Annotated in this window: 29 protein-coding genes; 14 read left to right on the forward strand and 15 right to left on the reverse strand. The window is 43.1% G+C overall.

The genetic code is table 11. From position 1 onward, the window contains the following. Window positions 1-198 precede the first annotated feature (198 nt). Entirely contained in the window at window positions 199-1,041 is an 843-nt protein-coding gene (locus ABC374_RS23120; RefSeq protein WP_413019883.1) for an alpha/beta fold hydrolase, read from the forward strand. A gap of 296 nt (window positions 1,042-1,337) precedes the next feature. Here the strand turns inward: ABC374_RS23120 and ABC374_RS23125 are convergent, their stop codons facing one another. Next, on the reverse strand, window positions 1,338-1,598 hold the full coding sequence (locus tag ABC374_RS23125; RefSeq protein WP_350300441.1) for a DUF1871 family protein: 261 nt from the start codon (window positions 1,596-1,598) through the stop codon (window positions 1,338-1,340). A gap of 93 nt (window positions 1,599-1,691) precedes the next feature. Between ABC374_RS23125 and ABC374_RS23130 the strand changes: the two genes are divergently transcribed. Then, window positions 1,692-2,876 carry a MalY/PatB family protein gene (locus tag ABC374_RS23130; protein ID WP_413020429.1) on the forward strand — a complete coding sequence of 395 codons (1,185 nt, stop codon included), beginning with the start codon at window positions 1,692-1,694 and terminating at the stop codon, window positions 2,874-2,876. A gap of 268 nt (window positions 2,877-3,144) precedes the next feature. Here ABC374_RS23130 and ABC374_RS23135 read toward each other — a convergent pair whose 3' ends face one another. Beyond that, window positions 3,145-3,900: a TraR/DksA C4-type zinc finger protein gene (locus tag ABC374_RS23135; RefSeq protein ID WP_413019884.1), complete on the reverse strand. Its 756-nt coding sequence runs from the start codon at window positions 3,898-3,900 to the stop codon at window positions 3,145-3,147. Between the two features lie 143 nt (window positions 3,901-4,043). On the opposite strand from ABC374_RS23135, the gene ABC374_RS23140 reads away from it, so the two are divergent. Then, on the forward strand, window positions 4,044-4,901 hold the full coding sequence (locus ABC374_RS23140) for a manganese catalase family protein (protein ID WP_350300443.1): 858 nt from the start codon (window positions 4,044-4,046) through the stop codon (window positions 4,899-4,901). Between the two features lie 40 nt (window positions 4,902-4,941). Here ABC374_RS23140 and ABC374_RS23145 read toward each other — a convergent pair whose 3' ends face one another. The 4 genes from ABC374_RS23145 to ABC374_RS23160 all read right to left on the reverse strand — a co-directional run bounded on the left by ABC374_RS23145 (window position 4,942) and on the right by ABC374_RS23160 (window position 7,198). Next, window positions 4,942-5,556 (reverse strand): PH domain-containing protein, encoded by a 615-nt coding sequence (locus ABC374_RS23145; protein ID WP_413019885.1) that lies wholly within the window; start codon window positions 5,554-5,556, stop codon window positions 4,942-4,944. 40 nt (window positions 5,557-5,596) lie between these two features. After that, window positions 5,597-6,073: a GNAT family N-acetyltransferase gene (locus ABC374_RS23150; protein WP_137016352.1), complete on the reverse strand. Its 477-nt coding sequence runs from the start codon at window positions 6,071-6,073 to the stop codon at window positions 5,597-5,599. A gap of 175 nt (window positions 6,074-6,248) precedes the next feature. Further along, complete coding sequence (locus ABC374_RS23155) at window positions 6,249-6,473, reverse strand: hypothetical protein (RefSeq protein WP_034310272.1); 225 nt, start codon at window positions 6,471-6,473, stop codon at window positions 6,249-6,251. A 134-nt stretch (window positions 6,474-6,607) separates the two neighbouring features. Next, on the reverse strand, window positions 6,608-7,198 hold the full coding sequence (locus tag ABC374_RS23160; RefSeq protein ID WP_098371439.1) for a peptidylprolyl isomerase: 591 nt from the start codon (window positions 7,196-7,198) through the stop codon (window positions 6,608-6,610). A gap of 178 nt (window positions 7,199-7,376) precedes the next feature. On the opposite strand from ABC374_RS23160, the gene kapB reads away from it, so the two are divergent. Continuing rightward, window positions 7,377-7,763 carry a kinase-associated lipoprotein KapB gene (gene kapB, locus ABC374_RS23165; protein WP_350300444.1) on the forward strand — a complete coding sequence of 129 codons (387 nt, stop codon included), beginning with the start codon at window positions 7,377-7,379 and terminating at the stop codon, window positions 7,761-7,763. A 40-nt stretch (window positions 7,764-7,803) separates the two neighbouring features. On the opposite strand, the gene kapD is transcribed toward kapB, so the two are convergent. Then, a complete protein-coding gene (gene kapD, locus ABC374_RS23170) occupies window positions 7,804-8,427 on the reverse strand; it encodes a 3'-5' exonuclease KapD (RefSeq protein WP_350300445.1) in 624 nt (207 codons plus the stop codon). A 259-nt stretch (window positions 8,428-8,686) separates the two neighbouring features. Between kapD and ABC374_RS23175 the strand changes: the two genes are divergently transcribed. Continuing rightward, window positions 8,687-10,546, forward strand: coding sequence for a transglycosylase domain-containing protein (locus tag ABC374_RS23175; protein WP_413019886.1), 1,860 nt, complete (start codon window positions 8,687-8,689; stop codon window positions 10,544-10,546). A 38-nt stretch (window positions 10,547-10,584) separates the two neighbouring features. On the opposite strand, the gene ABC374_RS23180 is transcribed toward ABC374_RS23175, so the two are convergent. Next, a complete protein-coding gene (locus ABC374_RS23180; RefSeq protein ID WP_350300447.1) occupies window positions 10,585-11,142 on the reverse strand; it encodes a DUF5366 family protein in 558 nt (185 codons plus the stop codon). Between the two features lie 333 nt (window positions 11,143-11,475). On the opposite strand from ABC374_RS23180, the gene ABC374_RS23185 reads away from it, so the two are divergent. The 7 genes from ABC374_RS23185 to mnhG are packed head-to-tail and all read left to right on the forward strand — an operon-like array spanning window position 11,476 to window position 17,204. Continuing rightward, a complete protein-coding gene (locus ABC374_RS23185) occupies window positions 11,476-13,881 on the forward strand; it encodes a Na+/H+ antiporter subunit A (protein ID WP_413019887.1) in 2,406 nt (801 codons plus the stop codon). Further along, complete coding sequence (locus tag ABC374_RS23190) at window positions 13,878-14,300, forward strand: Na(+)/H(+) antiporter subunit B (protein WP_350300449.1); 423 nt, start codon at window positions 13,878-13,880, stop codon at window positions 14,298-14,300. Before ABC374_RS23185 ends, ABC374_RS23190 begins: the two co-directional genes overlap by 4 nt. Continuing rightward, window positions 14,300-14,641: a Na(+)/H(+) antiporter subunit C gene (locus ABC374_RS23195; RefSeq protein ID WP_076368129.1), complete on the forward strand. Its 342-nt coding sequence runs from the start codon at window positions 14,300-14,302 to the stop codon at window positions 14,639-14,641. The genes ABC374_RS23190 and ABC374_RS23195 overlap by 1 nt, the downstream gene beginning before the upstream one ends. Next, window positions 14,634-16,115, forward strand: coding sequence for a Na+/H+ antiporter subunit D (locus tag ABC374_RS23200; protein WP_413019888.1), 1,482 nt, complete (start codon window positions 14,634-14,636; stop codon window positions 16,113-16,115). Before ABC374_RS23195 ends, ABC374_RS23200 begins: the two co-directional genes overlap by 8 nt. A 6-nt stretch (window positions 16,116-16,121) precedes the next feature. Next, window positions 16,122-16,598 (forward strand): Na+/H+ antiporter subunit E, encoded by a 477-nt coding sequence (locus tag ABC374_RS23205; protein ID WP_350300451.1) that lies wholly within the window; start codon window positions 16,122-16,124, stop codon window positions 16,596-16,598. Between the two features lie 11 nt (window positions 16,599-16,609). Further along, window positions 16,610-16,882: a Na(+)/H(+) antiporter subunit F1 gene (locus ABC374_RS23210; RefSeq protein ID WP_370023645.1), complete on the forward strand. Its 273-nt coding sequence runs from the start codon at window positions 16,610-16,612 to the stop codon at window positions 16,880-16,882. Beyond that, the gene (gene mnhG, locus ABC374_RS23215; RefSeq protein WP_048687653.1) at window positions 16,866-17,204 is read left to right on the forward strand and encodes a monovalent cation/H(+) antiporter subunit G; all 339 of its coding nucleotides are present in this window, start codon (window positions 16,866-16,868) and stop codon (window positions 17,202-17,204) included. Before ABC374_RS23210 ends, mnhG begins: the two co-directional genes overlap by 17 nt. 53 nt (window positions 17,205-17,257) lie before the next feature. Here mnhG and ABC374_RS23220 read toward each other — a convergent pair whose 3' ends face one another. The 6 genes from ABC374_RS23220 to ABC374_RS23245 form a co-directional block, all read right to left on the reverse strand. Beyond that, window positions 17,258-17,977 carry an MOSC domain-containing protein gene (locus ABC374_RS23220; protein ID WP_350300452.1) on the reverse strand — a complete coding sequence of 240 codons (720 nt, stop codon included), beginning with the start codon at window positions 17,975-17,977 and terminating at the stop codon, window positions 17,258-17,260. Window positions 17,978-18,072: 95 nt separating this feature from the next. Continuing rightward, window positions 18,073-18,471, reverse strand: coding sequence for a hotdog fold thioesterase (locus ABC374_RS23225; protein WP_350300453.1), 399 nt, complete (start codon window positions 18,469-18,471; stop codon window positions 18,073-18,075). A 116-nt stretch (window positions 18,472-18,587) separates the two neighbouring features. Then, window positions 18,588-19,151, reverse strand: coding sequence for a 5' nucleotidase, NT5C type (locus ABC374_RS23230; protein ID WP_413019889.1), 564 nt, complete (start codon window positions 19,149-19,151; stop codon window positions 18,588-18,590). A 16-nt stretch (window positions 19,152-19,167) separates the two neighbouring features. After that, entirely contained in the window at window positions 19,168-20,265 is a 1,098-nt protein-coding gene (locus ABC374_RS23235) for an FAD-dependent monooxygenase (RefSeq protein ID WP_413019890.1), read from the reverse strand. Between the two features lie 24 nt (window positions 20,266-20,289). Then, window positions 20,290-21,384, reverse strand: coding sequence for a bifunctional diaminohydroxyphosphoribosylaminopyrimidine deaminase/5-amino-6-(5-phosphoribosylamino)uracil reductase RibD (ribD, locus tag ABC374_RS23240; protein ID WP_413019891.1), 1,095 nt, complete (start codon window positions 21,382-21,384; stop codon window positions 20,290-20,292). A 13-nt stretch (window positions 21,385-21,397) separates the two neighbouring features. Further along, complete coding sequence (locus ABC374_RS23245; RefSeq protein ID WP_350300457.1) at window positions 21,398-22,147, reverse strand: GTP cyclohydrolase II; 750 nt, start codon at window positions 22,145-22,147, stop codon at window positions 21,398-21,400. A 321-nt stretch (window positions 22,148-22,468) separates the two neighbouring features. Here ABC374_RS23245 and ABC374_RS23250 point away from each other — a divergent pair, with 321 nt between their 5' ends. Then, window positions 22,469-22,798, forward strand: a complete 330-nt coding sequence (locus tag ABC374_RS23250) for a YuzC family spore coat inner layer protein (protein WP_350300458.1) — start codon at window positions 22,469-22,471, stop codon at window positions 22,796-22,798. A gap of 63 nt (window positions 22,799-22,861) precedes the next feature. On the opposite strand, the gene ABC374_RS23255 is transcribed toward ABC374_RS23250, so the two are convergent. Beyond that, window positions 22,862-24,367 carry a leucyl aminopeptidase gene (locus ABC374_RS23255; protein WP_413019892.1) on the reverse strand — a complete coding sequence of 502 codons (1,506 nt, stop codon included), beginning with the start codon at window positions 24,365-24,367 and terminating at the stop codon, window positions 22,862-22,864. 270 nt (window positions 24,368-24,637) lie between these two features. On the opposite strand from ABC374_RS23255, the gene ABC374_RS23260 reads away from it, so the two are divergent. Continuing rightward, window positions 24,638-25,120, forward strand: a complete 483-nt coding sequence (locus ABC374_RS23260) for a divergent PAP2 family protein (RefSeq protein WP_101223628.1) — start codon at window positions 24,638-24,640, stop codon at window positions 25,118-25,120. The last annotated feature ends 5 nt before the right edge of the window (window positions 25,121-25,125 follow it).

Raw genomic sequence — 25,125 nt, forward strand, 5'->3', positions numbered from 1 at the left:
ATGACAATATAATTTAATAAGTCCTATGCTGTCAGGATAAACTTACACTATTATATCAAAATTGGTTGGTGACCTGTTATAGTAATTGTATTTTTTCATCGTTATTATTACAATTACTGTTATGCAACAGTATTAAAGGACCTTTTTTGGAATATTCAGGGTAACACAGGTTTGACCAATAACGGAGGAGGAGCTTTTATGGAAAGTCATACAATCAAAGGTGTCGAACGGGTGGGTAATATCGAAATCTATTTTGAATATGACCGAATCGATGATTCCCTCCCCAACCTTGTCCTGCTTCACGGATTTTTGTCATCGAGCTTCAGTTTCCGTAAATTAGTCCCCCATTTAATCAAGGAATACAATGTGATCTCCATAGACCTCCCGCCATTCGGGCAAAGCGGAAAAGATTATCGATATACATATTCATTCCGAAACATCGCTAAATCCGTCGTTATGTTCTTGGAGGGGAAAGGCATCAGGAAATTCAGTATCATTGGCCATTCCATGGGCGGGCAGATTTCCCTGCAGCTCATCAAGTCATATCCTGATCTTGTCGACCATGCCATTCTACTTGCCGGCTCAGGCTATCAGCCCGGCTATTCGGAAAAAATGAAGATGGTCAGTTACCTGCCTTTCTTTTCATACGGGATAAAACGATATCTGCAAAAATCAGGTATCGAAAAGAACTTGAAAAATGTCGTCCATGACCCGGCGATGATTGACGATGAAATGCGACAGGGATATCTAGGACCATTCATAAAGAAGCATGATATTTTCCGGGCATTGGGGAGGATGCTTCGAGATAAGGAAATCGATTTGTTGAAGGAGGACCTTAGTGAAATTCATACACCCTGCCTGCTTATTTGGGGAAGACATGATCGAGTGGTGCCATTGAATATCGGCGAAAGGCTCCATGAAGACCTGCCTAATTCCGAGCTTGTTATCATTGAGGATTCCGGGCACCTTCTTCCAGAGGAGAAACCGGAAGAAGTGTATCAACTAATTAAGGGGTTTATTGGAGTGGCCACCCCAACGTAAACTCACAAGTAAATCACTGTAATTCACGTGTAAAAGCACAATTCACGAGTAAATAACCGAAACTCACGAGTAAATGGCTGTAATTCACGAGTAAACTTCACAAACTCACGAGGATACTGCACAAACTTGCGAGTAAAAGCACAATTCACGAGTATATCGCCGAATCTCACGAGGAAATGACTGTAATTCACGAGGATACTGCACAAACCACGAGTTAACTGAACAAACTATGAGTATAGAGCAAAAAAACAACGTAAAAAAGGTGCCCCTGATTTCCGGGTACACCTTTTTCACCTTTATATCGAACAGCTGGCTTCATTTTTTATGATGAGCAGCTTTCGTGCAACTTCCAGGCACTTTTCCATCTGAATGGATTCATCGAACGCGAACTCGTAAATGGATTTTATTTTTTCCGCCAGTTCCTTTGGGTCATCTATATCCCGGATTGCTACGACCGTATCGGCAATTTCCGGCTCATATAGATCCCAACCTATCTTGAAAGGGTCCCATTCTTGCAAAACGGCAACCAACGCTAAATTCATTTGCTGTGTATCCATAAAATCATCACCTGCTCAATATTTTCAAAGAACATGATATCATAGTATCATAACAACAGGCTTTTCGCGAAGACGACAAATTTTTATTCGGTGGTGGATATTTTGAACAAGTCAATATTTGAAGAACAAATTAATAGGGAAAATTCAGGGTCTGCAAAATGGGATAAAAACTTCCTCACATCCTTATATGGGCGCGAGGATGTTCTGCCAATGTGGGTTGCCGATATGGACTTCCCATCTCCTGAGGGCATTCAAAAGGCATTGATGGAACGCTTGAATCATCCAATTTTCGGCTATACCGTCCCTTCTGAAACGGTTTTCACTGAAATTCAAAGCTGGCTTAAAGACCGGCACTCCTGGCAAATCGATAAGAAGTGGATTTCATTCAGCTCCGGCGTCGTTTCCGCAATCGGTACAACGATCCAAGCATTCACGAACCCGGGCGATAAAATACTGTTACAATCTCCCGTCTATACCCCATTTTTTGATATGATCAAAAATAATGACCGGGAAGTGGTCAATAGTCCCCTTATCATAGAAAAGGACCGCTTTGAGATCGATTTCACTGATTTTGAGGACAAGCTGAAAAGCGGAGTGAAATTATTCCTTTTTTGCAGTCCGCATAACCCTGGCGGACGCGTTTGGACAAAGGACGAACTCTTACGGATCGGGGAGCTATGTGAAAAATATGATGTAGTCATCGTCAGTGATGAGATACATGCTGACTTATTCCATACAACATCAAGGCATTATCCGATCGGCTCGCTTTCAGAAAAATTAGCGGATATGACCGTTACATTGATGGCGCCAAGCAAAACATTCAATATTGCCGGCCTTCAAGCTTCATTCCTGATCACAAGTAATGAAAAATTGCAGAAGCAATTGCAAAAGGCGCAAACGAAACTGGCCTTCCATGGTCTTAACATCTTTGCTTTAACAGCAATGGAAGCCGCATATCGGGAGGGCTTGGAATGGCTTGAAGACATGATCGGCTACATTGAGGAGAATATAAAAGTGGCAGAGGAATTCATTGCAGCCGAAATTCCTTCACTGCATGTCATGCATCCGGAAGCCTCTTACCTTTTATGGATTGACTGCCGTGACCTTGGATTGACCGACAAGGAAATCAAGGATCGACTTATCCATCAAGGGAAGCTCGCATTGGAGCCTGGTTCTAAATACGGACCTGGCGGAGAAGGTTTCGTCCGAATGAATCTCGGTTGTTCACGCAGCGTCATGATGGATGGGCTAAACCGTTTGAAATTGGCTTTTTCTTAAATAAAAGCTGTTTTCGCATACTTTGTTGCTATTTACTAAGTAGTGCGGTGTGGTTGATTTCCCCTCCAGATGCTCGCTTTCCGCGGGGCGGGCGGTGAGCCTCCTCGGCGTAAACGCCTGTGGGGTCTCACCTGTCCCGCTGCTCCCGCAGGAGTCTCGCACTTCCGCTCCAATCAACCTTAAATAGTTTCGTTTTAAAAACAACAATCTTTACGAAAAGAGCCTAAATAAAAGAAGAACCAGGCTTAGAATCCTGGTTCTTCTTTTTTCAATCTTTTTCATCATCCACATAAGGATCATGCTCATATCGGGGCAAATCCCCAAATGAGGTTTGAATATTCTCCTCAAAAAGTTCTTCCTTCAATTCTTCATATTGCGAGTTCGGATAAACCGTTATTTCCTTACCGTACATATCCACACCAACGAAATTTTCATAATTCTCGACATATCCCACATTTTCTTCGGACTCGACATACATATCTTCATAATCGTTTGGCGGATTTACAAAATCGGAAGGCGATTCAGATGTTCCATAACTGGCAACATCCTGCCAAGAATCTTCCGCATCGTACGCAACCGATTCATGCCGGTCATCATAATCAAACTTTCCAAATGGAGGACCGAGCACTTCCTCTTCCACCGGCCGATTGTCCGAAGTTTCCTGTGATGGGGTATGCTCGACACAATAAGTCGTTGTAGGGATTGCTTTCAAACGTTCAAGAGGTATTTCCTTGGAACAGACCTCGCATTTTCCATACTCACCTGCCTCGATCGCAGAAAGCGCTCGTTCAATATCCCTTATTTCATCCCGATCATGCTCGGAAAGGGCCAAATCCTTTTCCCGTTCATATAACTCGGTTCCTTCATCTCCGGGATGATTATCGTAACTTGATAACTCACCAGTAGAATCCTCCAGGCTTCTTCTTAAATCGTGGTTGCCTGAATCATTTAATCGCTCTTCCAACTCTTGCTTCGTTTGCTGCAATTGCTGTTGAAATTTTTTTAGCTGCTGATTGGATAGCATGTGCAACATCCTTTCAAAATCGTTCTTCCCTCTAGTATTTCTCTCTTCCCTTCATTCCATAAAGGTACTTTTTACCTTAGGAATAATTTAATTCAGATAACAGAAGCTAACTTAGAAATATTAATTTAAGGAGGGGCTTCCATTTGTATTTCTATAAAGAAGACTTAATCAATATGATCGTTCCCGATAAGCCTGATCCGAATGCTGCAAAAGTGCTTCAGGAAACGCTTGGAGGGCAATTCGGTGAAATGCGGACGATGATGCAGTATTCTTTCCAAAGCGCAAACTTCCGCGGCAAGGCTAAACAATATCGTGATTTAATTCGTGGAGTTTTCTTGGAGGAACTGAGCCACGTTGAACTTGTCCAATCAACCATCAACCAGCTGCTGAATGGTGCTGGCGGAGATATGCCTGGAGATGTCGCTACCGACGGCGCTCCATTGGATGAAGTCATCAAAGGCGGCGCAAACCCTCACCATTTCATCATCGGTGCGAAAGCATCCCTGCCCGTCGATGCTGGGGGCAATCCGTGGAATGGATCATGGGTTTATGATCACGGTAATCTTGTGGCGAACCTTTTGAACAATGTCATGCTTGAATCTACGGGTGTCCTGCAAAAGTCCAGGATTTATGAAATGAGTTCCAATAAATCAATGCGTGAAACACTGGCATTCTTAATGGTTCGTGACAATGCCCACCAAAATGCATTTGCCAAGGCATTGGAAACTCTTGGGGTCGATTGGGGGAAAATCTTCCCTGTACCTAATTATGATTTGAACAAATATCCTGAATGCCGCAAATATGTGGATTTAGGCTACCATAATGCCCAATTCAACTTCAGGATGGATCAAACTCAAATCAGCGAAATTTTCCAAGGGGAAACACCGAGCCGAAATGGCGGAAACCTTGCTGTTACCGAGCCGCCAAAAGGATTCCCTGTCCCTGAAATGCCGGATATGCCAAATGAACACAGCCCTGGATTGACTGATTTGAACAATTAAAAAAGAAGGCGAACACATCATTCTGTGTTCGCCTCCTTTTTTAATTATTGATATATTTTTCAAAAACAAAGCCAAAATCTTTCACATGGTACTTTTTCCGGCTGTCCATTAACCATTCGAAAGCGGCGGAATTAATTTCCTTGAAACTTGCAGCCATTTGGCTTCCATCAGTGCGAACTTGGTTCAAAGTGGAAGAAGCAAGGTTTACGCTTAGCTGGGCATATTGAAGGGCAAACTCATTCTCATGGCAAATTTCCGATATTTTCACGAGTGATTTAAACAAGTCCTTTAATTCTTCAATGAATTTCTTATGAACATCAATGGAGAAAGTCTTTGCACCGATCGAAAATTTTATTTCAGCATCCAAATCCACGGTCCCTGCGGTTTCAAGCGTGGCATTTGATATAGTATACTGGCTGTAGCTATATCTTGTTAGTGTACGCTTTTTGCTTATCGCACTTGTACCGTCCAAATGTATGAACGCTTGATTCGTGAAACAGTACTCATCCGTTTTTGATTTAATAAGGAAATAAATTTTTTCCCCATCTTCATGCATGATATAGTCATCTGCATCCACCTTGTCATAATCAGCAGGACTAATCACACTTCCAATATCACTAAGACCAAGGGCATCTGCCGCCATTTTCTTGAACATTCCTATTCCCCCTATCAATATCCAGGTGAACTACACCTTATTATAAGTATTTCTCCAGAATTATCTCGTCTCGGATCGGAATTCCATCAAAACTGTAAAATGGAATTTCCGGCTTGATTTTCCGTGATTCTTCCACGGCATTTTTAACGACTTCCGAAATGACATAACCACGCTTTTGAAAAAACTTCAATGCCTGTAGATTATCGTTCGTTGTAATCGCTTTAATAGTATGGCAATTTTTTTCCTTAGCGATATTTTCCATCACATAAAGCAATGATGAGCCAACACCTTGATTCTCATGCTCACTGTTCAAAGAGATGATCTGACATACATGGTCGGACAATTTGTATGTTCCCAACCCCGTGATTTTTTCATTTTCGTCCATCACCCCAAAGCCCTCAAGTTCCGCATAATGAAACAAGCCTCTTGAAAAAACGACTTGGGTAGTCTCCCAGTGCTGAATGAAAAAATCCTTGACCGTATCTGCCGCAATCATTCTTTTAGCTACGATTTGCATAACCAATTTACGCCCCCAAAATTTCTATCTCTATGCTTATAGTATAAAATGCTTATGCTGATAAGGGAACATTTAATTCTTTACGCCCTTCTAACAAAACATAATACCATTCATATTCAGATAATCAATATTCAAAAAACGGGGGCACCCTAGTGATGCACGGCATCTTCCGGGATCAAGAAATGGTATCATCCTTTATACGCTGGTTCCTTCTGGTGACCTCATCTTCGAATTGCTTCGTTTTCAATTCTTCCTTCTTTGAATATCTTATAATTGCCCTCATCGTAAAAACGGCCGCCACTAAAAAAATGAAGCAAGTTATACCAGCTGAGATATATTCAGTCTTGTCTTCCGGAAAGTAAAGAAACAAACCTAGTAAAGCATGATTGAGAAAGTCCATCCGATACATCCTTCCTGATAGGGAATTAAACTGCATTATCCCATTATATCAATTACCAGAACAATCCACTAGTGGGCTTAATCTACTAAACCCCGAAAAAAAGAGAGGCACTGAGCCTCTCGCTTCTCTTTTATTTATAAAATGGTGATTCCTTTAATGACCACGTCCACTGCAGGCTTGTCTCCCGCAACTGTCTCTACGTTAGCAATCGTATCAACAACGTCCATGCCTTCGACCACTTGTCCAAAGACAGAGTGTTTATGATCCAGCCATGGTGTGCCGCCTTGCTCCATATAAGCACTGATGATTTCTTCCGGATAACCGGCTTGCTTCATTTGCTCACCCATCCTGCTGTCCACATGCTGGGCTTGTACAACGAAGAATTGGCTGCCGTTTGTTCCCGGGCCTGCATTCGCCATGGAAAGAGCACCTCGCAAATTGAATAATTGCATGGAGAACTCGTCCTCAAATGGAGTTCCCCAGATACTTTCTCCACCCATTCCAGTGCCTGTCGGATCTCCGCCTTGAAGCATGAAATCCTTGATGACACGGTGAAAGATGATTCCTTCGTAATACCCGTTTTCAGCATGTGTCAAGAAATTCTCCACCGTCTTTGGAGCCAGTTCAGGGAATAGTTTAATTTTAATATCGCCCATCGTCGTTTGCATGATGACCGCTTTTTCATTTTCCAAAACTTCACTTGTTAATTGTGGAAAGTTTGTCATTTTACATAACCTCTTTCTTTTTAAAATTAAATGGCATGAAACACCATTTTCCATCTTCATTTGTACACTTTACACGATTTTCATAAAAAAAGCATCTTTACGAAATTGAACAAATTCGCTGTGAAAAATCGTCGTTCTTATGTATCATGAAGGAAGTTAAAAGAAAGGTGGTAGGGAAATGTCAGAACAGGATTTTAAAATCGGCGATAAGGTTACCGCCATATATAAAACTGGAAAATACATCGGGGAAGTCACCGATATCAGACCTGCTGCATATCTTGTTAAAGTGTTGGCTGTCTTGAAGCATCCCATGCAGGGAGATCTTCATAACCCGAAGCAAACGGAAGTGTCCATGTTCCATCAGCGGCGTGCTCTAGCTTTCCGGGAGCAAACCAATGTACCAAAGAATATGGTCAGGAACTTTAATGAGGAGATTCCTGAGTATAAGGAATCCTTAAGAGAAGCTGTTGAGAAAATGAAAGGCACTTTAAGCGAAGCCCAAACAGAGTGGAATGATAAAAGCTTACAGTTGCTTGAAGATCTAGCGGCGGATTATTTTAAATAAAGCATGATAAAAGCCAAATCAGTAGTATATGATTTGGCTTTTATAACGCTAAATGATTCAATACTTTTGATAAATCAATGCGATCGCCAATTGTCGTCGGTTCATGATTTTTCATATAACTTTTATCTTTCTCCACTAGCTTAAAGATATTATATGTCGTAATCGCATCATCCAGCGCCCGGTGATGCTTGCCTGTCCCTTCCTTGCCATAGGCCTGTACAGCTTTCCAAAGCCCGGTTTGATTTTGATCCCCGAAAAAGCGTTTATACTCCAGGCAAAGATCGCTTTGTTTCCCTGAAAAAGGGAAATCCAATCCTGCTTTCTGACAGTTCTGGCGAAGTACCTTCATGTCCATATTTCCCCAGGTAACAATCGTCGTCGGGTGCTGCTCATCAATTTTCTTCAATAAATTAACCAGCTCTTCAAATGAAATCCCCCGGTCCACCTGATCCTGGGTAATGTTCAAGAACTTTTTGCATCTTCCCGTTAAGACTGGAAATTTCATTGGGTTAACAAAAGATGAGAATTGTTCCTGAATGGTCTCATTAATGACGGTGACTAAGCCAACCTCAATGATTTCCGGATAAAACCCTACTGGATTGGCTTTTCCTTCCGGCATCGTAAATTCAAAATCAATGAATACATATTGCTGTTGTTCCTCCATTTTTATGACCCCCTTCATATTCCTGACATCAACATATAAACAAAAAATGGTTTTTTCTTACGAGACTATTATAACAGAAGATTTAGAAAGTTTTTCGTAACCCCATCCGGATACGTTATTGCCGTCATACCTAATTTACCCAAAACTCTTTATTGTCTATCTTATTTGGATTATGATGGATGAATAAACCAAAAGTACCATTTTTTCACCCCTTCAATCCAAGGACATACTAAAAATATATTAGTTAGGAAGTTGAACTATGCGCACGTATCTTGGTTATATCACGATTTTCCTCTTAATTCCCGTATTGATCCTTTTCATTTTCCTTTCCTATCAGGAGTGGTCCTTAGCTCAATCTCCCTATCATGTACTAGACGAGCGAATTCCCATTGAATCGATAGAACTGGCTCAGAATAGTTACATGAAGGCCGCAAATGGAAAGGTCATCAGTGAAATTTCCACTGGTGAGAAACGGACTTACCTAAAACTTGAAGACATCCCCCTCTTCCTGGAAAATCTATTCATCGTTACAGAGGATCAGAAATTTTATGATCATGCTGGCGTTGACCTATCCGGCATAAGCAGGGCGCTTCTTATCAATTCACAAAATAAAACAATCGAACAAGGCGGCAGTACCATTACCCAGCAACTGGCCAGGAATGTTTATCTTTCACATGATAGGACGTATAACCGAAAACTCAGTGAACTCATTTACGCCTATCAGATAGAGCGAAAAAAATCAAAACCGGAAATCATGGAGCTGTATTTGAATGCCATATATTTCAGTAATGGAGCTTATGGAATCGAAGCTGCTTCCCAATATTATTTCAGCAAACCGACTGGAGAGTTATCCAAGGCGGAACTTGCCTTCCTGGCCGCAATCCCTAATAATCCGGAAAACTATAACCCTCTTAAACATTTCGATGCGACGAAAAAGCGTCAGGAGAGATTACTGAATCAAATGGTGGCCGAAGGTGATTTAGAACAGGCCGAGTACGAGAAGCTTATTAAAAGTACGATTAAATTAGACTTGTCCACCCCGGTCGACTTATATCCCGATTATGTGACATATGTTCATCAGGAATTGAAAAACCTGGTGGCATCCTCCGAGGGTCTTGACAAATCTCTGCAAAGCCCTGAAGTCGCCATCCGTAAGAAAGCGGAAGCTGAGCTGGATAAAAAGGTCATAAAGCTTTTGAATTCCGGTGTAACCATCCATACCGCACTCGATACCAAGCTGCAAACACAGTCAAAGACTGCCGTACAATCAAAAATCGGTGTCAATGATATCGAGGGAGCTTTAGTGGTTATACAGCATCATACGCACGAGCTTGTCTCTTTGATTGGGGGAAAAGATTATAAAAAAAATTCTTTCAACCGTGCATACCAAAGCTATAGGCAGCCAGGATCAGCCATTAAGCCGCTTCTCGATTACGCTCCCTATTTGGAGGAAACGGATGCAGACATCAATCAGCTAGTTAGCGGAGCAAGCTATTGCAGCAATAGCTATTGTCCAAAGAATTATAGCGGCGACAGCTACGGGATGGTCACACTAAGAACTGCCTTCGCTCAGTCCTATAATACACCCGCCATAAGAATTTTTGAAAAGACGGGAGTGGAAACGAGTTTCAAGCACCTCGATGCTTTCGACTTTAAAAAGGTGAGCAAAAAAGACCACCATACGAGTTCGGCCATAGGCGGATTCGAATATGGCATGAGTCCCCTTGAACTGACAAATGCCTATACTTCCTTCAATGACGGAAACTATCAGCCGGCGCGCGCCATTATTAAAGTCACCGATCAAGAAGGTAAAGTCCTTTATAAATGGAAAGACCGCTCCAAGGAGATATGGAGCAAAAGCACCGTAACCAAGATGCGGCAGCTGCTCCATGAAACGATCATTTCCGGGACAGCCCGCAAAGCCTACTTTCCTACAGAATATGTCGGCGGTAAAACCGGTACGACCAATGATGTGAAAGACATGTGGTTTGTCGGCCTGACAGCAAACTATACAACGGGGGTTTGGATTGGAAGGGACAAGCCATCCAATCTACAATCCATTTATTCATATACACCCCATGTATTGATTTGGAAAGATATCAGCCAGACTGCCGAGTGAAAAAAGAAGGTGCCGAGATGGCACCTTCTTTTTTATGGCTATATGGGAAGGCTTGCAATGACGCTGTTATAAAGCTTCAATCCTGCATAAGCTACTATTGAAATCAGTGCCGTCCAAACGAAGATTGGAAAGAAAACCAATCCCACTAACCTCGACAAATTCAGGCTCGGGCTTAACTTATTGACAAAATAAATTAAAGCAACGACATTCGTTGCGATAAAGATGGACCCAAGCCCGATGATGAATTGAACACTGAACAATGAACAGGCACCGCCAATCACATATATGACAGACCCCTTTCTTACACTGTTCAGGGCTTTACCTTCAGAATCCTTGGAAAAGAATAATAAAGACAGCTCCAATATCGTATCGGAGATCAGCTTCAATGCGGCAAAAACCATGAAGAATAATAAGAGCAATACGATCAGCAGCGCCAGCTTAATGCCGGTTTCAGAAAAAAACTCCAGCATCCCTTGGTAGATTCCCAAGTTTCCAAATAAAGAGAGCATTTGCATTTCCCCATAAATGGCAAAGGAGAGGCTGAATAATAGAATTGAAATGATTGGTAAATAGCTAAGTAAATATGTGTTTTTCATGATTTCTCCATCCACGCGTCTTTTATCCTATATTATGCAAGATAATCCACCATTTCACAATGGATACTCTACTAATTCACCCTGGAAAAACTTTTTTCAATAAATTTTTCTGGTGGGTTTCCCCTCCTTTTCTACCTATATATAAAACATCATTCAAGTTGGCCTTCACCGTTTTTAATGCCATGCAAACCCACATAAATTGCGTTATACTTTTAAGCGAGACAAGCATTCGATAATAAAATACATATTCAACGAAGATTTCCTAACGTCTAGGATTGCGCGAAAAAAGCATAATAAGACGACTGACTTCGTTTTAAAAAAAGGGGGGAGTTTATGTCTTTACTTCATTGGGCGGTATTATCACCGTTTCTTTTAGCACTTATTGTACCAATATTGTACAAACTATTTCGACAAATACATACAGGATGGTTTGTTTTGATTTTACCTATTCTCCTTTTCACCTATTTTTCAAGGTTCATTTCCTTAACCAAACAAGGGGATATCATTATGGAAAGGGCAACATGGATTCCTTCTCTTGGAATTCATGTTGATTTCTATATAGATGGACTAGGGCTTTTGTTCGCCTTGCTCATTACAGGTATAGGTTCACTCGTCGTTCTGTATTCAATTTTCTATTTATCGAAAGAGAAAGAAAAGCTGAACCAATTTTACGTCTTCCTATTGCTTTTCATGGGAGCAATGCTTGGTGTCGTCCTATCCGATAACCTAATTGTCCTCTATTCGTTTTGGGAATTCACGAGTTTATCATCTTTTCTATTGATAGGATATTGGAATGAAAGGGAGCGTTCACGTTATGGAGCGCAGAAATCCCTGCTGATCACCGTGCTTGGAGGCTTAAGCATGCTTGGTGGGATAATTCTCCTTACCGTTATGGGGAACACATTCAGCATACGTGAATTGATTGCACAAAGCGGGGAACTTATGGACCACTCGCTCTTCACTCCTGCACTTTTGCTTGTGCTGCTTGGCGCGTTCACTAAATCCGCACAGTTCCCGTTCCATATCTGGCTTCCTGACGCTATGGAAGCCCCGACACCGGTCAGTGCTTACCTTCATTGCGCCACAATGGTCAAGGCCGGAATTTATTTGGTTGCCCGATTAAGCCCTGTATTTGCAGAATCAGGATTATGGTTCTGGCTCGTTTCGATCGCCGGATTGATCACCCTGTTCTGGGGCTCATTCTCTGCTATCAAGCAGACTGATTTAAAGGGGATTCTCGCTTTTTCCACCATCAGTCAGCTCGGATTGATCATGTCGCTTTTGGGACTTGGTGCGGCTGCCCTCCACTATGAATCTTTAGGGGAAAATATATACTTGGCAGCTACGGTTGCAGCAGTATTCCACTTGATTAATCATGCGACCTTCAAAGGCAGCCTTTTCATGGTTGCAGGCATCATTGATCATGAAACCGGTACCCGTGATATCAGAAAGCTAGGCGGATTGATGCAGTTGATGCCAATCACTTTCACCGTCGCTGTCATAGGTGCTTTTTCAATGGCTGGACTTCCGCCCTTCAATGGTTTTTTGAGCAAGGAAATGTTCTTGGCCAGCATGGTGAATGTATTGGAATTGAATATCTTCAATATGGAGACATGGGGGGGCCTGTTCCCTGTGGTGGCTTGGGTAGCCAGTGTATTCACTTTTATTTATAGCATGATTGTCGTGCTCAAACCCTTTACAGGCAAACTTCAGTTACAACTATTGGAAAAGAAGCCCCACGAGGCGCCGATCGGGATGCTGATATCCCCGATCATCCTTGCTTCGTTGGTTATCGTTTTCGGTATTTTTCCAAACTTGCTATCTTCATCAATCATTAAACCTGCGGTAGCCGGCATACAGCCAAGCTTGGCGGGACCGGATTTCCAAGTCCATATCGCCTTCTGGCATGGATTCCAACCTGAAGTATGGATGACCATCGGAATCATAGCATTTGGAATCCTTTTATACAAAACGCTTCCGAAGTGGCAGAAGATCACTCAGTGGATTCCTGAACGTATATCCCTGAATGCTTTTTATGATAACGGGGTAAGAGGTCTCGAACGCTCAGCTTCCTTCGTCATGAAAGTATTAATGACAGGTTCTATTCGGACGTATCTGCTTTCAATCTTCCTTTTCTTCATTCTTTCCTTGGGCTTTACGCTCTATTGGAAGGATGCATTTAAATTGGATACAGGGAATTTTGCCCGGATCAGCATATATGAATTGGTATTAGCTTCGATCATCGTGATTGGCTCGATCGCCATTCTGTTTGCAAGATCCCGTTTAACTTCCATAATCATCTTAGGAGCCGTCGGTTATACGATTTCCCTATTTTTCGTTTTGCTACGGGCACCGGATTTAGCCTTGACTCAACTAGTCATCGAAACGATTTCGGTATCGCTGTTTTTGCTCTGTTTCTTCCACCTTCCTTTAATGGCAAGCAGAAAGGAAGAACGGATGACATTCAAGTTGAATAATGCCCTGATATCCATTGGTGTAGGGGTCATCGTGACATTGATTGCCTTATCGGCACATAGCAATAAACTATTTGATTCCATATCCAATTACTATCTTGAAAATGCTTATAAGGAGGCAGGCGGGAAAAACGTCGTAAATGTCATTCTCGTTGACTTCCGCGGACTTGATACGATGTTTGAAATTAGTGTCCTTTCCATCGCTGCGCTCGGAATATTCGCGATGATCAAATTGCGTTTGACAGGGGGGAAAGATAAATCATGAGGCAAAATGACCTAATTCTCCAAACGGTTACGAAAGTCGCCGCCTTTGTTATCTTGCTGTTTGCGGTAGCCATCTTTTTAGGCGGGCATTATTCGCCAGGAGGCGGGTTTGTCGGCGGGTTAATGACTTCAGCCGCGATTGTCCTGCTGTTGCTCGCTTTCGACATTAAAACCGTCACCGGCATCCTGCCGATTGACTATAAATTAATGATCGGGTCAGGCTTGTTCATATCAAGCCTGACCGTAGCCGGTGGGCTATTTTTCGGGGTGCCCCTCATGACACATGTTTATCATTATGTTGATTTACCGCTCCTTGGGCACATCTCGCTCCATACCGCGGTACTTTTTGATCTGGGTGTTTATCTTGTGGTTGTTGGTGTAACGATGACCATTATTCAAACGATAGGGGAGAGTGAATAATGGAACTTTTAATGGCCATTGTCATTGGAATACTATTTATGTGTGCGACCTATTTAATGCTTTCCAAAAGCATTTTAAGAATCATAATCGGTACAGGGCTGCTCAGTCACGGCGCCCACCTTTTGATTTTGACGATGGGCGGTTTGAAAGGCGGTTCCGTTCCATTGCTAAGTGATGAAGCTGCATCCTATGTCGATCCGCTTCCGCAAGCGCTTATCTTGACGGCGATCGTCATCAGTTTCGGAGTCACATCATTTTTGCTGGTACTTGCTTATCGGACCTACCAGGAACTCGGTACGGATGACATGGAAGAAATGAGAGGTACGGAAGCGAATGAATAATCTTACTTTCATGCCTGTTTTATGGCCGCTTTTCACAGGCATCCTGCTCATATTCTTTGCCAAAAAAATCAAGCTGCAAAGAGGGATATCCCTTACTTCCTCTCTTATCGGAATTGTGATTTCCCTTTATCTAGTGTTTACAGTCCATTCTCAAGGGATCTTGACTTTAGGTGTCGGCAGCTGGGATGCGCCATTCGGCATCGTGATCGTCGCAGATATGCTTTCTTCGCTGCTCGTACTGACCACGAATGTCATTGGATTGGCTATACTGCTTTATTCGTTTTACTCCATAGGGGAGGAACGTGAAAGACATTATTATTATCCTGTATTTCAATTTTTGCTGATTGGAGTAAACGGTGCCTTTCTAACGGGGGATCTTTTTAATCTATTCGTATTTTTCGAAGTCATGCTGATGGCTTCCTACGTGCTGCTGGTACTGGGAGGGACGAAAATCCAACTGAGGGAATCATTGAAGTATATCATCGTCAATGTGCTTTCCTCTTCCTTTTTCGTCATCATGGTAGCGTATCTTTATTCAGTTCTAGGCACATTGAACATGGCGGACATCAGCCAGAGGATAACGGAAGTCAACCAGCCTGGAATCATCTCGGTGATAGCGATTGGCTTTCTGATAGTATTCGGTTTGAAGGGAGCCATTTTCCCGCTCTTCCAATGGCTGCCTGGGTCTTATTATGCTCCGCCGATTCCAGTGATGGCCCTTTTCGGGGCATTGCTGACAAAGGTCGGGATCTATTCCATTTTCAGGACCTATACACTCATGTTTTATCATGACCAGGATTTCACCCATACTTTCCTTGCGATACTTGCTATCTTGACCATCATTATCGGTGTCATTGGTGCGATAGCCTATTGGGATGTAAAAAAAATCATCATTTACAATATCATCATCGCCGTCGGGGTTATCCTATTCGGAATCTCCGTCATGAATGAACAGGCCTTATCAGGCTCCATTCTATATATCATTCATGACATGCTGATCAAGGCTGCGCTCTTCCTGCTGGTTGGCATCATGATCAAAATCAGCGGATCGGATGATTTGCGGAACATGGGCGGCTTGATCAAGCAATACCCGGCCGTTGCATGGACCTTCTTCATAGCTGCCATATCGCTGGCGGGAATCCCGCCGTTCAGCGGTTTTGCAGGCAAGCTCCTGATTCTTCAGGGAGCAGCAGAAAAAGGGGCATACTTAGGAATGGCCATTGTCTTGCTTTCGAGCTTGATGGTCCTATATTCCGTCATGAAAATATTCATGAATGGCTTTTGGGGAACTCCAAAAGCTGATTATGCCTTAACTAATAAAACGGTAAATAAAATGCTGGTTCCGGCAGTCCTCCTCGTCATCATTTCCGTTTTATTCGGAGTAGGGACAGAATCGGTTTACCCATACATTACACAAGCTGTAGATTCATTAATGAATCCCGAAATCTATAACAAAGCGGTTTTAAAGGAGTAGTGCCTGATGTCATTCCAAATTTTACTGAATGTGTTCCTTGCGTTTATCTGGATGTTTTTAAAAAATGAGTTTAACGGGAGCACTTTTATCATCGGATATATATTGGGGCTCGGCATCATGTTCGTCTTCCGTCATTTTTTCAATGATCGTTTTTACTTGAAAAGGGTGAATGCCGTCGTTCTATTGCTGCTCATATTCGCAAGGGAACTCATACTTTCCAACATTAGCGTCCTTAAGGCCGTGCTTAAACCGAACCTGGATATGAGACCTGGCATATTCGCATTTGAAACCGTGCTGGCCAAGGATTGGGAAATTACGATACTATCGAATCTAATTACGCTGACACCAGGAACACTTGTCGTTGAAGTATCGGAAGATAATCGGATTCTTTATATCCACGCGATGGATATTGCCGACAAAGATGAGGCCGTTGACAGCATTAAAAATACATTTGAAAAAGCGATTATGGAGGTGAGCAAATAATGTTCGATCTAATGCTTAAAATCGCACTGCTAGGTGTTTCGCTTTCCATGATTGGATTCTTATACCGTTTAATCAAAGGGCCTTCCGTACCGGATCGGGTCATCGCACTCGATGCAATGGGAATCAATCTTATCGCAATCGTTGCACTTGCCTCCATTGTCATGGATACAAGCGCATATCTGGAAGCCATTCTTCTGCTCGGAATCCTATCTTTTATCGGAACGGTCGCTTTCGCCAAATTCCTTGAGAAAGGGGAGATAATCGAAGATGACCGCAATCGTTGAAATCCTATCGGCCCTATTCCTTTTAATGGGAGTCTTTCTCTTTTTAGTCTCGGCTTTCGGCATCATCCGGCTACCCGACGTCTATACAAGAAATCACGCTGCCTCAAAAAGCTCGACACTTGGAATCATGTTCATCCTGATCGGCACCTTGTTATATTTTTATTATAAACATAGCCATTTCGATTTCCGGGTCGTGCTTGCGATCATCTTTATCTTCATGACCAGCCCTGTTGCCGGACATTTAATCATGCGCTCGGCTTATCATACTGGCGTAAAAATGTGGGATCGGAGTGTCCAGGATGATTTAAAGAAAACCCGGTGATTCCTGCCATTGCAAAAGAGCTGCCCTGATTACAGGAGCAGCTCTTTTCTGTCTCAATCCTTTAAAAATACCTCATCGCCCACTCTGATTTCACCTGTTTGCACGACCGAGGCATATACGCCAAAATGATTTTTCCTTTCCTTGACGACAGTTTTCAGGAGTGATGGATCTCTATGTGAATCGCTTGGATCGACAGTTATGATCATACAGCGTTCACAATGCCTTTTGATCTCCAATTCCACTTCATTTCCGATTAGAATCCTTTTTCCGAACCATTTCTCTTCTAAAAAGGGCGTTTTGTTCACTAAAGATAGCACTAAATTTTGCCTAAATCTCCTGCCATCCAGTTCTTTTCCCCAAAGTTTTGTCAATTCGCCAATCGAGGCATCACTGACAAGCAGGATGTTTTCTTCTTCAATCGCTCCTAACGGAATATGTGCAGGGTGATAAACAACGGGTGCTGCCTCCTGTTTTAACAATCGTTCCATTTCTTCCTGAAAGGCTTCCTCTCCCCATGTCAGCACGTTTCCTGAAGGAGTCTTCACTTTGATTTCCGGATATTGGCCAAGGGTTTCCTCACCAGAAAAAACAGCTTGATAACAGACCATCTCCGGGACTTGGGTTATCGTCAGGAACTTCCCATTTTTATCTTTAAAAGCATGACTGCGATCTCCATATAGTCCATAGTCCATCACCTTCGTTTTCTGTACCTGTTCACCAGTGAATGATTTTACAGGATGACGGGTGATTTCTTGTATATGACCCACCAGCATAAAAAAACCTCTTTTCATACAATAGTCTACTGCCATATTATACTTAAACCGGATACTGTAGAATCATTGCGTCAATTTGCGATTGTTCTTTTGATTCACTTTGACTTCGGTAAGTCGATAACGGCCAATGTACAGCGTGAAATGCAGATAAGATGATCCTCTTCATCACGTATCTTCACGTCCCACACCATCGTCGTCTTCCCGCGATGGATGATGTTCCCTTCTGCGGTAACAAAACCTGAACGGACGCCCCTAACATGATTGGCATTGATTTCAAGGCCGACGACAGCTTGTTTTGTACTATCTACCAGCTGCATCCCGCCAAAGCTTGCAACGGATTCCGCAAGGGCAACGGATGCTCCCCCATGCAATAAACCATACGGCTGCCTAGTCCGTTCATCCACTGGCATCGTCGCAATGACTTTCCCCTCGCCAACTTCTTTCATTTCAATCCCAAGCGTGCCTATCAATGACTGTTCAATATTTCTCTCCATCCCATTACCCCCGACTCTCTTGTTTTTTTACCAAAAAAATGAACCACTATTCATATTAGTATACAAAAAAAGGATGACCCAAGTCTATCAAGTCATCCGTCAATAATGTAAATGTATTATTTGGAGAGGATTTCTTTTAATTCAAACCAGCTTGTCAGTCTTGGAATATCCAATTCCCTGTTATAGGAGTTATCCATTGCATACACTTTCGTTGGAATATCCAATAAAGTTTCCAGCACTGCCGGTTTATCATCAAAATAATAATCCAATTCCAATTTGCGGATCGTATCAATTTTTTCATGATCCTTCATCCCGCAGTAAAAATGGTCTTCCTTAACCGGAAAGCCATTTTCAATCAGCCATTTTTTCGTCCGGTCACCATGCTCCGCTATTCTGGCTGTGATGTAATAGATTTCGTGACCATCGCGCTCAAGCTCCTGCAGCGTTTCCACTGCGCCCTCGAAGGCTGGACAGGATGAATAATACACTTCATCGGCAAGGCTGTTCCACATTTTGCCCCCAGCCTCTTTATCAAGCCCGAAAGCTTCATGGATCTCCAACGTCTTTAAAGCTCTGAATTTCGTTAACTCTATATTCGTCTTAAGCTTTTCATTATAAAGATGGAACGCGAACTCCCTCAAGTTAATAAGGGTATCGTCAATATCGAAACCGAATTTCATACTCCTTCACTCCTATTCAAACATAAGCTGCGGCAAACTGTGATGCGAAGGACATTTCCTTGTCCTCCTGAATGGCCTGCAATCTTTCAATCTCGGCTTTTCTTTTTGGCTCAGCCATTTTAAGTCCAAGGAAGCCAGTATCCTCCTGCAGGATGCACCCAGAAATAAGCTCGGCCAATATATCGGCATCCTTCATGGCACAATTGAGTCCGAACGCACCTGTAGGTGTCATCGTATGGGCTGCATCACCTAATAAAGCAACGCCATCCTTTGTCCACGTTTCACAATAGCTGCTGTAAACATCCAATAAAATGAAGTCCTGCCAAGAGCGGATCTTTTCATACACAACCTTTTTTAATTCTGGAAAGGCAAAAAGCAAATCTTCTATGAACGGTTCAAAATGCTGTTTTCGCAAATGGGGAAATGAACCATGATCTATATTCCAGCCAATTTGGATGTAACCTCCAGCCTGGGTAAAGAGGGCAACCTGGGAGCCATTGACCAATGCCATTTTGATCGAAGGCTTCCATCCCTCCGGAGCAGGAATTTTTGCCCATAGTAAATCATAGCCATGATTTTTAATCACGACTGGAATTCCCGCTTTTTTTCGAACGATGGAAAATCTGCCGTCCGCTCCGATTATCAATGAACTTTGCACTTCCAGGTCATTTCCGCCATTTCGAGCCTTGACTCCCGTAAAACGACCCATTTCATCCTGTATCAAGCCGGTAACCCTCGTATTCATCATCAATTGAAAAGAGTCCAGCTTTTCAGCTTCATTCAATATAGCTGTAAGCAGATGATTTTGAGGGACATGTATCCCAACATGATCGACCGGCCATTCAGGGAAAATCCTTTTGAATATTTGGCCTTCATGCCAATATTCAATTTGTTCCATCCTTAGCAAGCCAATTCTTTCCACACTCTTGAATAAACCGTGCTTTTTAAGAATGCCCTCTCCTTCATCGTTCAAGAACTCGCCCCTGAACTCCCTTGAAACCTCAGAATGCCTTTCAAGCAAAACGACTGAAATGTCCTGCTTGGCCAATAGGTAAGCCAGCAGGGCTCCTCCAGGACCTGATCCGACTATGCATACATCTGATTTAACCAACATGCCTCTTCACCTGTTGTCTATTTTTTATTTAGGATAAGCCGTGATGCGTATGTCCTCACCAAACGTTTCCACGCCAGAGAAGGAAACATCCATCGCTTCATCCATCGTATCCACATTCATTCCAGTAAACGGTGTTAGTGAGTTTCTTCCGCCCAATAGTTTAGGGGCTATATAAATCAAGTATTTATCGATGAGCCCTTCCCTAAGGAATGAGGCATTCACTTCGCTTCCGCCTTCCAGCAAGACATCCGTAATCCCCTTTTTATACAGCTCTTCCATTAATGCCTTAAGATTCAGTCCCTTCTCGTTTTTGGGGACGAAAATGAATTCGATCCCTTTTTCACGTAAAAGGTCCATTTTATCCGCAGGTGCATTTTGCTGCGTTACGATCAAGGTTTTCGCATCTGATACTTGTACAACATTGGCATCCAATGGAACCCGTAATTCACTGTCTAAAATGATCCTGATCGGATTTTTCCCTCCGCCCTCCGGAAGTCTGGTCGTCAGTGATGGATCATCGGCCAACACAGTCCCGATACCAACGAGAATGGCATCCACCTCATCACGAAGCAAATGAACGGAATGACGTGATTCTTCTCCTGTTATCCACTTTGAATGGCCTGTGTGGGTTGCAAGTTTTCCATCGAGCGTCATCGCATACTTCGATATGACAAATGGACGATTCGTCAGCATATTGTGAATGAAACGCTCATTCAGCCTTTGAGCTTCCTTTTCCAGGACGCCGACTTCCACTTCAATGCCTGCATCCTTTATGATCGATATCCCCCTGCCGGCTACTTCCGGATTCGGATCTTGAGTCGCAACCACCACTCGCCGGACACCTGATTCTTTCACCAAATTTGCACAAGGAGGTGTCTTTCCATAATGGGAACAAGGCTCAAGAGTCACATATAGCGTTGCACCTTCTGCATACTCACCCGCCATTTTGAAAGCATGCACTTCCGCATGCGGTTCACCCGCTTTTCGGTGGATCCCTGTCCCGGCTATCACACCGTCTTTGACTATGACGGCTCCGACCACTGGATTTGGATTCGTCTTTCCTTTTGCACTGGCTGCCAAATCCAGTGCAAGCTTCATGTAATATTGATCATCATTCATACTATAGCTCTCCTTATACAATCAAAGTTGGCTTCTTTTCGGGAATATGTCCAGACTTCTTAACCTTTGTATCGAGATAGAAACTATTATCTTCCGTCAAACCGCCCCAAAGCGGAATATGGTCCTTCGCCGCAAGTCCATTCTTCGTGAGGGCGTCCAGCTTTTTGGGGTTGTTCGTGATTAAAGTCACCGGATCCTCGCGCAGTTCCCTCAACACCCGGATGGCTCCCTCGTAAGATCGCGTATCGTCTTCGAATCCTAAAGCCTCATTCGCCTCGACCGTGTCATAACCTTCCTGCTGAAGCAAATAGGCAAGAGATTTGGAAAACAGGCCGATCCCTCTTCCTTCATGGTCCGCAAGGTAAAAAATGGCCCCGCACCCATGCTCGGCTATCATCTTCATCGATTGGTGGAGCTGGTAGCCGCAATCACAGCGTTTACTGCCGAAGATATCACCTGTGTGACAGATGCTATGCATCCGGACAAGTGCATCCTCCGACTTTTTAAAGTCACCATACACCAATACGGAGGATTGCTGTCCAAAAGCGAGGTTGGCTTCCGAAAGCGAATCAAGCACCGCTTCCTTGTCATTATCCGCGCCGTCAAGCTGTAGCCATGTATACCATTGGAAAACCGTTGAGAAATCTCCTTGCTCAACAGGCAGGTTCACAGGCCCTACAAGGCATATATCAGCTTTTCCCGGTGTTTTTATGATATTCATTTTATCTATTAAAAGTTTTTTTGTTTCCTCGGTTATTTTCATGTTAACATCACCTATTTTATAATTTATAGTGTGCCTTCTCCTTACTTTAGGTAAGTAAGTATATTACTATACACTATACCTGTCAATGAAGCAGTTTACAAATAATAGTGTGTCTTTGATCATAATTTTCAAGAAGTTTTTTTGCAGAAGAAAGGTCATTCCCAAACCGCTATCATATCGGCTGGCCTTTATACATATTTTAACGTATAACGAATACGTGTCTATAGACAGACTTAAGGAAAGGAAGGAAACCTTTTGGAGGATTTCCCTTATTTTTTTTATGACCCTATCCTGTTTCCGCCTCACGCGAGAGCAATGAATATGAATCGGGAATGGGAAGGAACGTTGCGTCCCTACTCGGCAACCAATCCGGATCTGCTAGTTAAATCGGCAAAGACCTCGCAATCCTTAATGGTTGATGTAAAAAAAGTCATGGATACTTTAGCCACATCCAAGCCCTTCTCGAACCGGTTGATGACTGCTGCCCAAGCATCGCAAAAAAATGTCGTGATCGATATGATCAAAAAGATAGGAATTAAGAACGAACCTGATATCACGTATAACCCCGATGGGATCCGTTTTGATTTCTATCCTAAAGCAGGGGAAGAAAATTGTCATATCATCGTCAGCTTGAAATGGAGGGATGCATAACGTCCGTCCAACACCTTTTTGGTAAAAAAACCGAAGCCTATTTTCGGCTTCGGATATTTGGGTTCATCTTGTTTTCGTTTCAAAGGTTTCAACCAATAGTGCAAGCGTGCGTGCCATGACACCGGTAGCCCCCGCCGTGCACAATTCGGAGTTGTTCGAGGTTGTGGAAGTTCCGGCAATATCCAGATGGACCCACGGAGTGTCTTCGGCAAATTCACCGATGAAGGCGCCGCCCATGATCGCATGTCCCGCCCCTCCAGGTGAATTATTCAAATCCGCTATTTTACTGTTGCGTACCCGCTCTTTATCCTTTTCTGTAATCGGCAATCTCCAAATGGGCTCCCCGGCCTCCTCTGAGGCTTTGACCACTTGTTCATAGAATTCCGTGTCATTTGTCATTGCACCCGTCATATCCATGCCCAGCGCGGTTATGACACCACCCGTTAAAGTGGCAACGTCAATAAGATAGTCTGCACCATGATGTTTAGCGTATGTCATGGCATCTGCCAAAACCAGCCGGCCTTCCGCATCCGTATTCAATACCTCTATCGTCTTGCCGCTCATGGCAGTGATCACATCATCCGGCTTGAATGCATCACCGCTGATCATATTATCAGTGGAAGGAATGACCGCCACGACATTTTGGTCCGGTCCTAATTCGCCGATTATTTCCATTGCTCCTAAAACAGCTGCCGCACCGCCCATATCCGTCTTCATTCCAACGATTCCGGCCTTCGTTTTCAATGAGTATCCACCCGTATCGAATGTGATGCCTTTACCTACCAACCCGATAACATCCTTCCATTCATCCTTACCTTGATACTTCAGGACGATCATTTTCGGAGGCTCGACCGAACCTTGATTGACGGCAAGGAGTGCACCCATTCCCAACTTAAGCATATCCTCCTTCTCAAGAATCTCCACTTCAAAACCATAACGTTCACCCAAGGCAGATGAATAATCCGCCAAATCCGTGGAAGTCAACAAATTGCCTGGTGTATTGACCAATGTTCTCGCGGAGTTCGTCGCCCTTCCGAAGATCCTCCCTACATGAAGCGCGGCACCGACCTCTTCTTGATCAAATTCACTGTAAACCGTAATCGATTCAAGGCTTTTTTCGACCTGGTTCGATTTTTGCTTGTATCCGTCAAATTTATAGGAAGCAAGTTCAAAAGCCTCGGAACAAGCATGCGCTGCGTCCAATGCATCCAGATTTTCAGTCGTGAATGTATCCAACGCGATTGAAAGTGTCGTAATCTTGGATTCTTTTATCGTCTTACGAGCTTTTCCCAATGCTTCGCGGAGCGTTTCAAAGGATAGCTCCTTTTCCTTGCCCAACCCTACAAAAATCAATCTCTTTATGCCTAATTTACCTAATGTATGTATTTTGACCACTGATTTTTTCCTGGAAGAGATTTCTCCCTCCTTCACTAACTCTGTTAGCTGGCCGTCCAATCGTTCATCCGCTTCTTTTCCTATGCCTGAGAATTTTACAGGTTTGTCAAACACGCCTAGAATCAGGCATTCGTCAATCAAATCTATATTCAAGGAATCTTTTACTGTGAACATTCTGCTACCTCCTCCATTCGATTACATTCATTATAACGAAATCTTCAAAAATTTTCGAATAAGGCCCGCAAAAATAATAATAACAAGTGATATTGTTTAGAATGAGTGACTTTAGAGTAATAGTATAAGAAAGATCATATTTATACTTATACCAGCAGGGAATCGACAGGACTGAATGGAACTAATAATAAGGGCCTTATTCCGAGCAGGATGTAATTACCCATATATGGTTTTCATCTTTACTTATAACTAGAAAGAAGGCTGATACTCTTGGAATTATTACTCAACTTCCCTTTAATCGCAGCATTGATTGCCATTTTCTTTGCTCAATTCATTAAAGTGCCCATCCACTTCATAGCATTTCGTAAAGTGAACTGGTCACTCATTAACTCAACAGGCGGTATGCCAAGCTCCCACTCAGCGGCCGTGTCAGCCCTAACCGTAGCGGTAGGGATCGAAACCGGTATGAAATCCCCTGTATTTGCCGTTGCCGCGATTTTTGCAGTCATCACGATGTTCGATGCGACAGGTGTGAGACGGCAGGCAGGAGAACAGGCGGCCGTCTTGAACCAGCTCGTTACGGACTTCAATACATTTGTCGAGCAAGCAAAGAACTGGCAGAAAAAAGCAGATAAACAGAAACAGCAACAATTAAAGGAACTGTTGGGACATAAGCCAATCGAGGTATTTTTCGGAGCCTTGACCGGAGTATTCATTGCGCTGGCACTTCACTTTTTCATCTTTCAAGGGTAGGTGTT

Origin of the sequence: Peribacillus phoenicis (assembly GCF_047238085.1) — a bacterium.
Taxonomy (GTDB): domain Bacteria; phylum Bacillota; class Bacilli; order Bacillales; family DSM-1321; genus Peribacillus.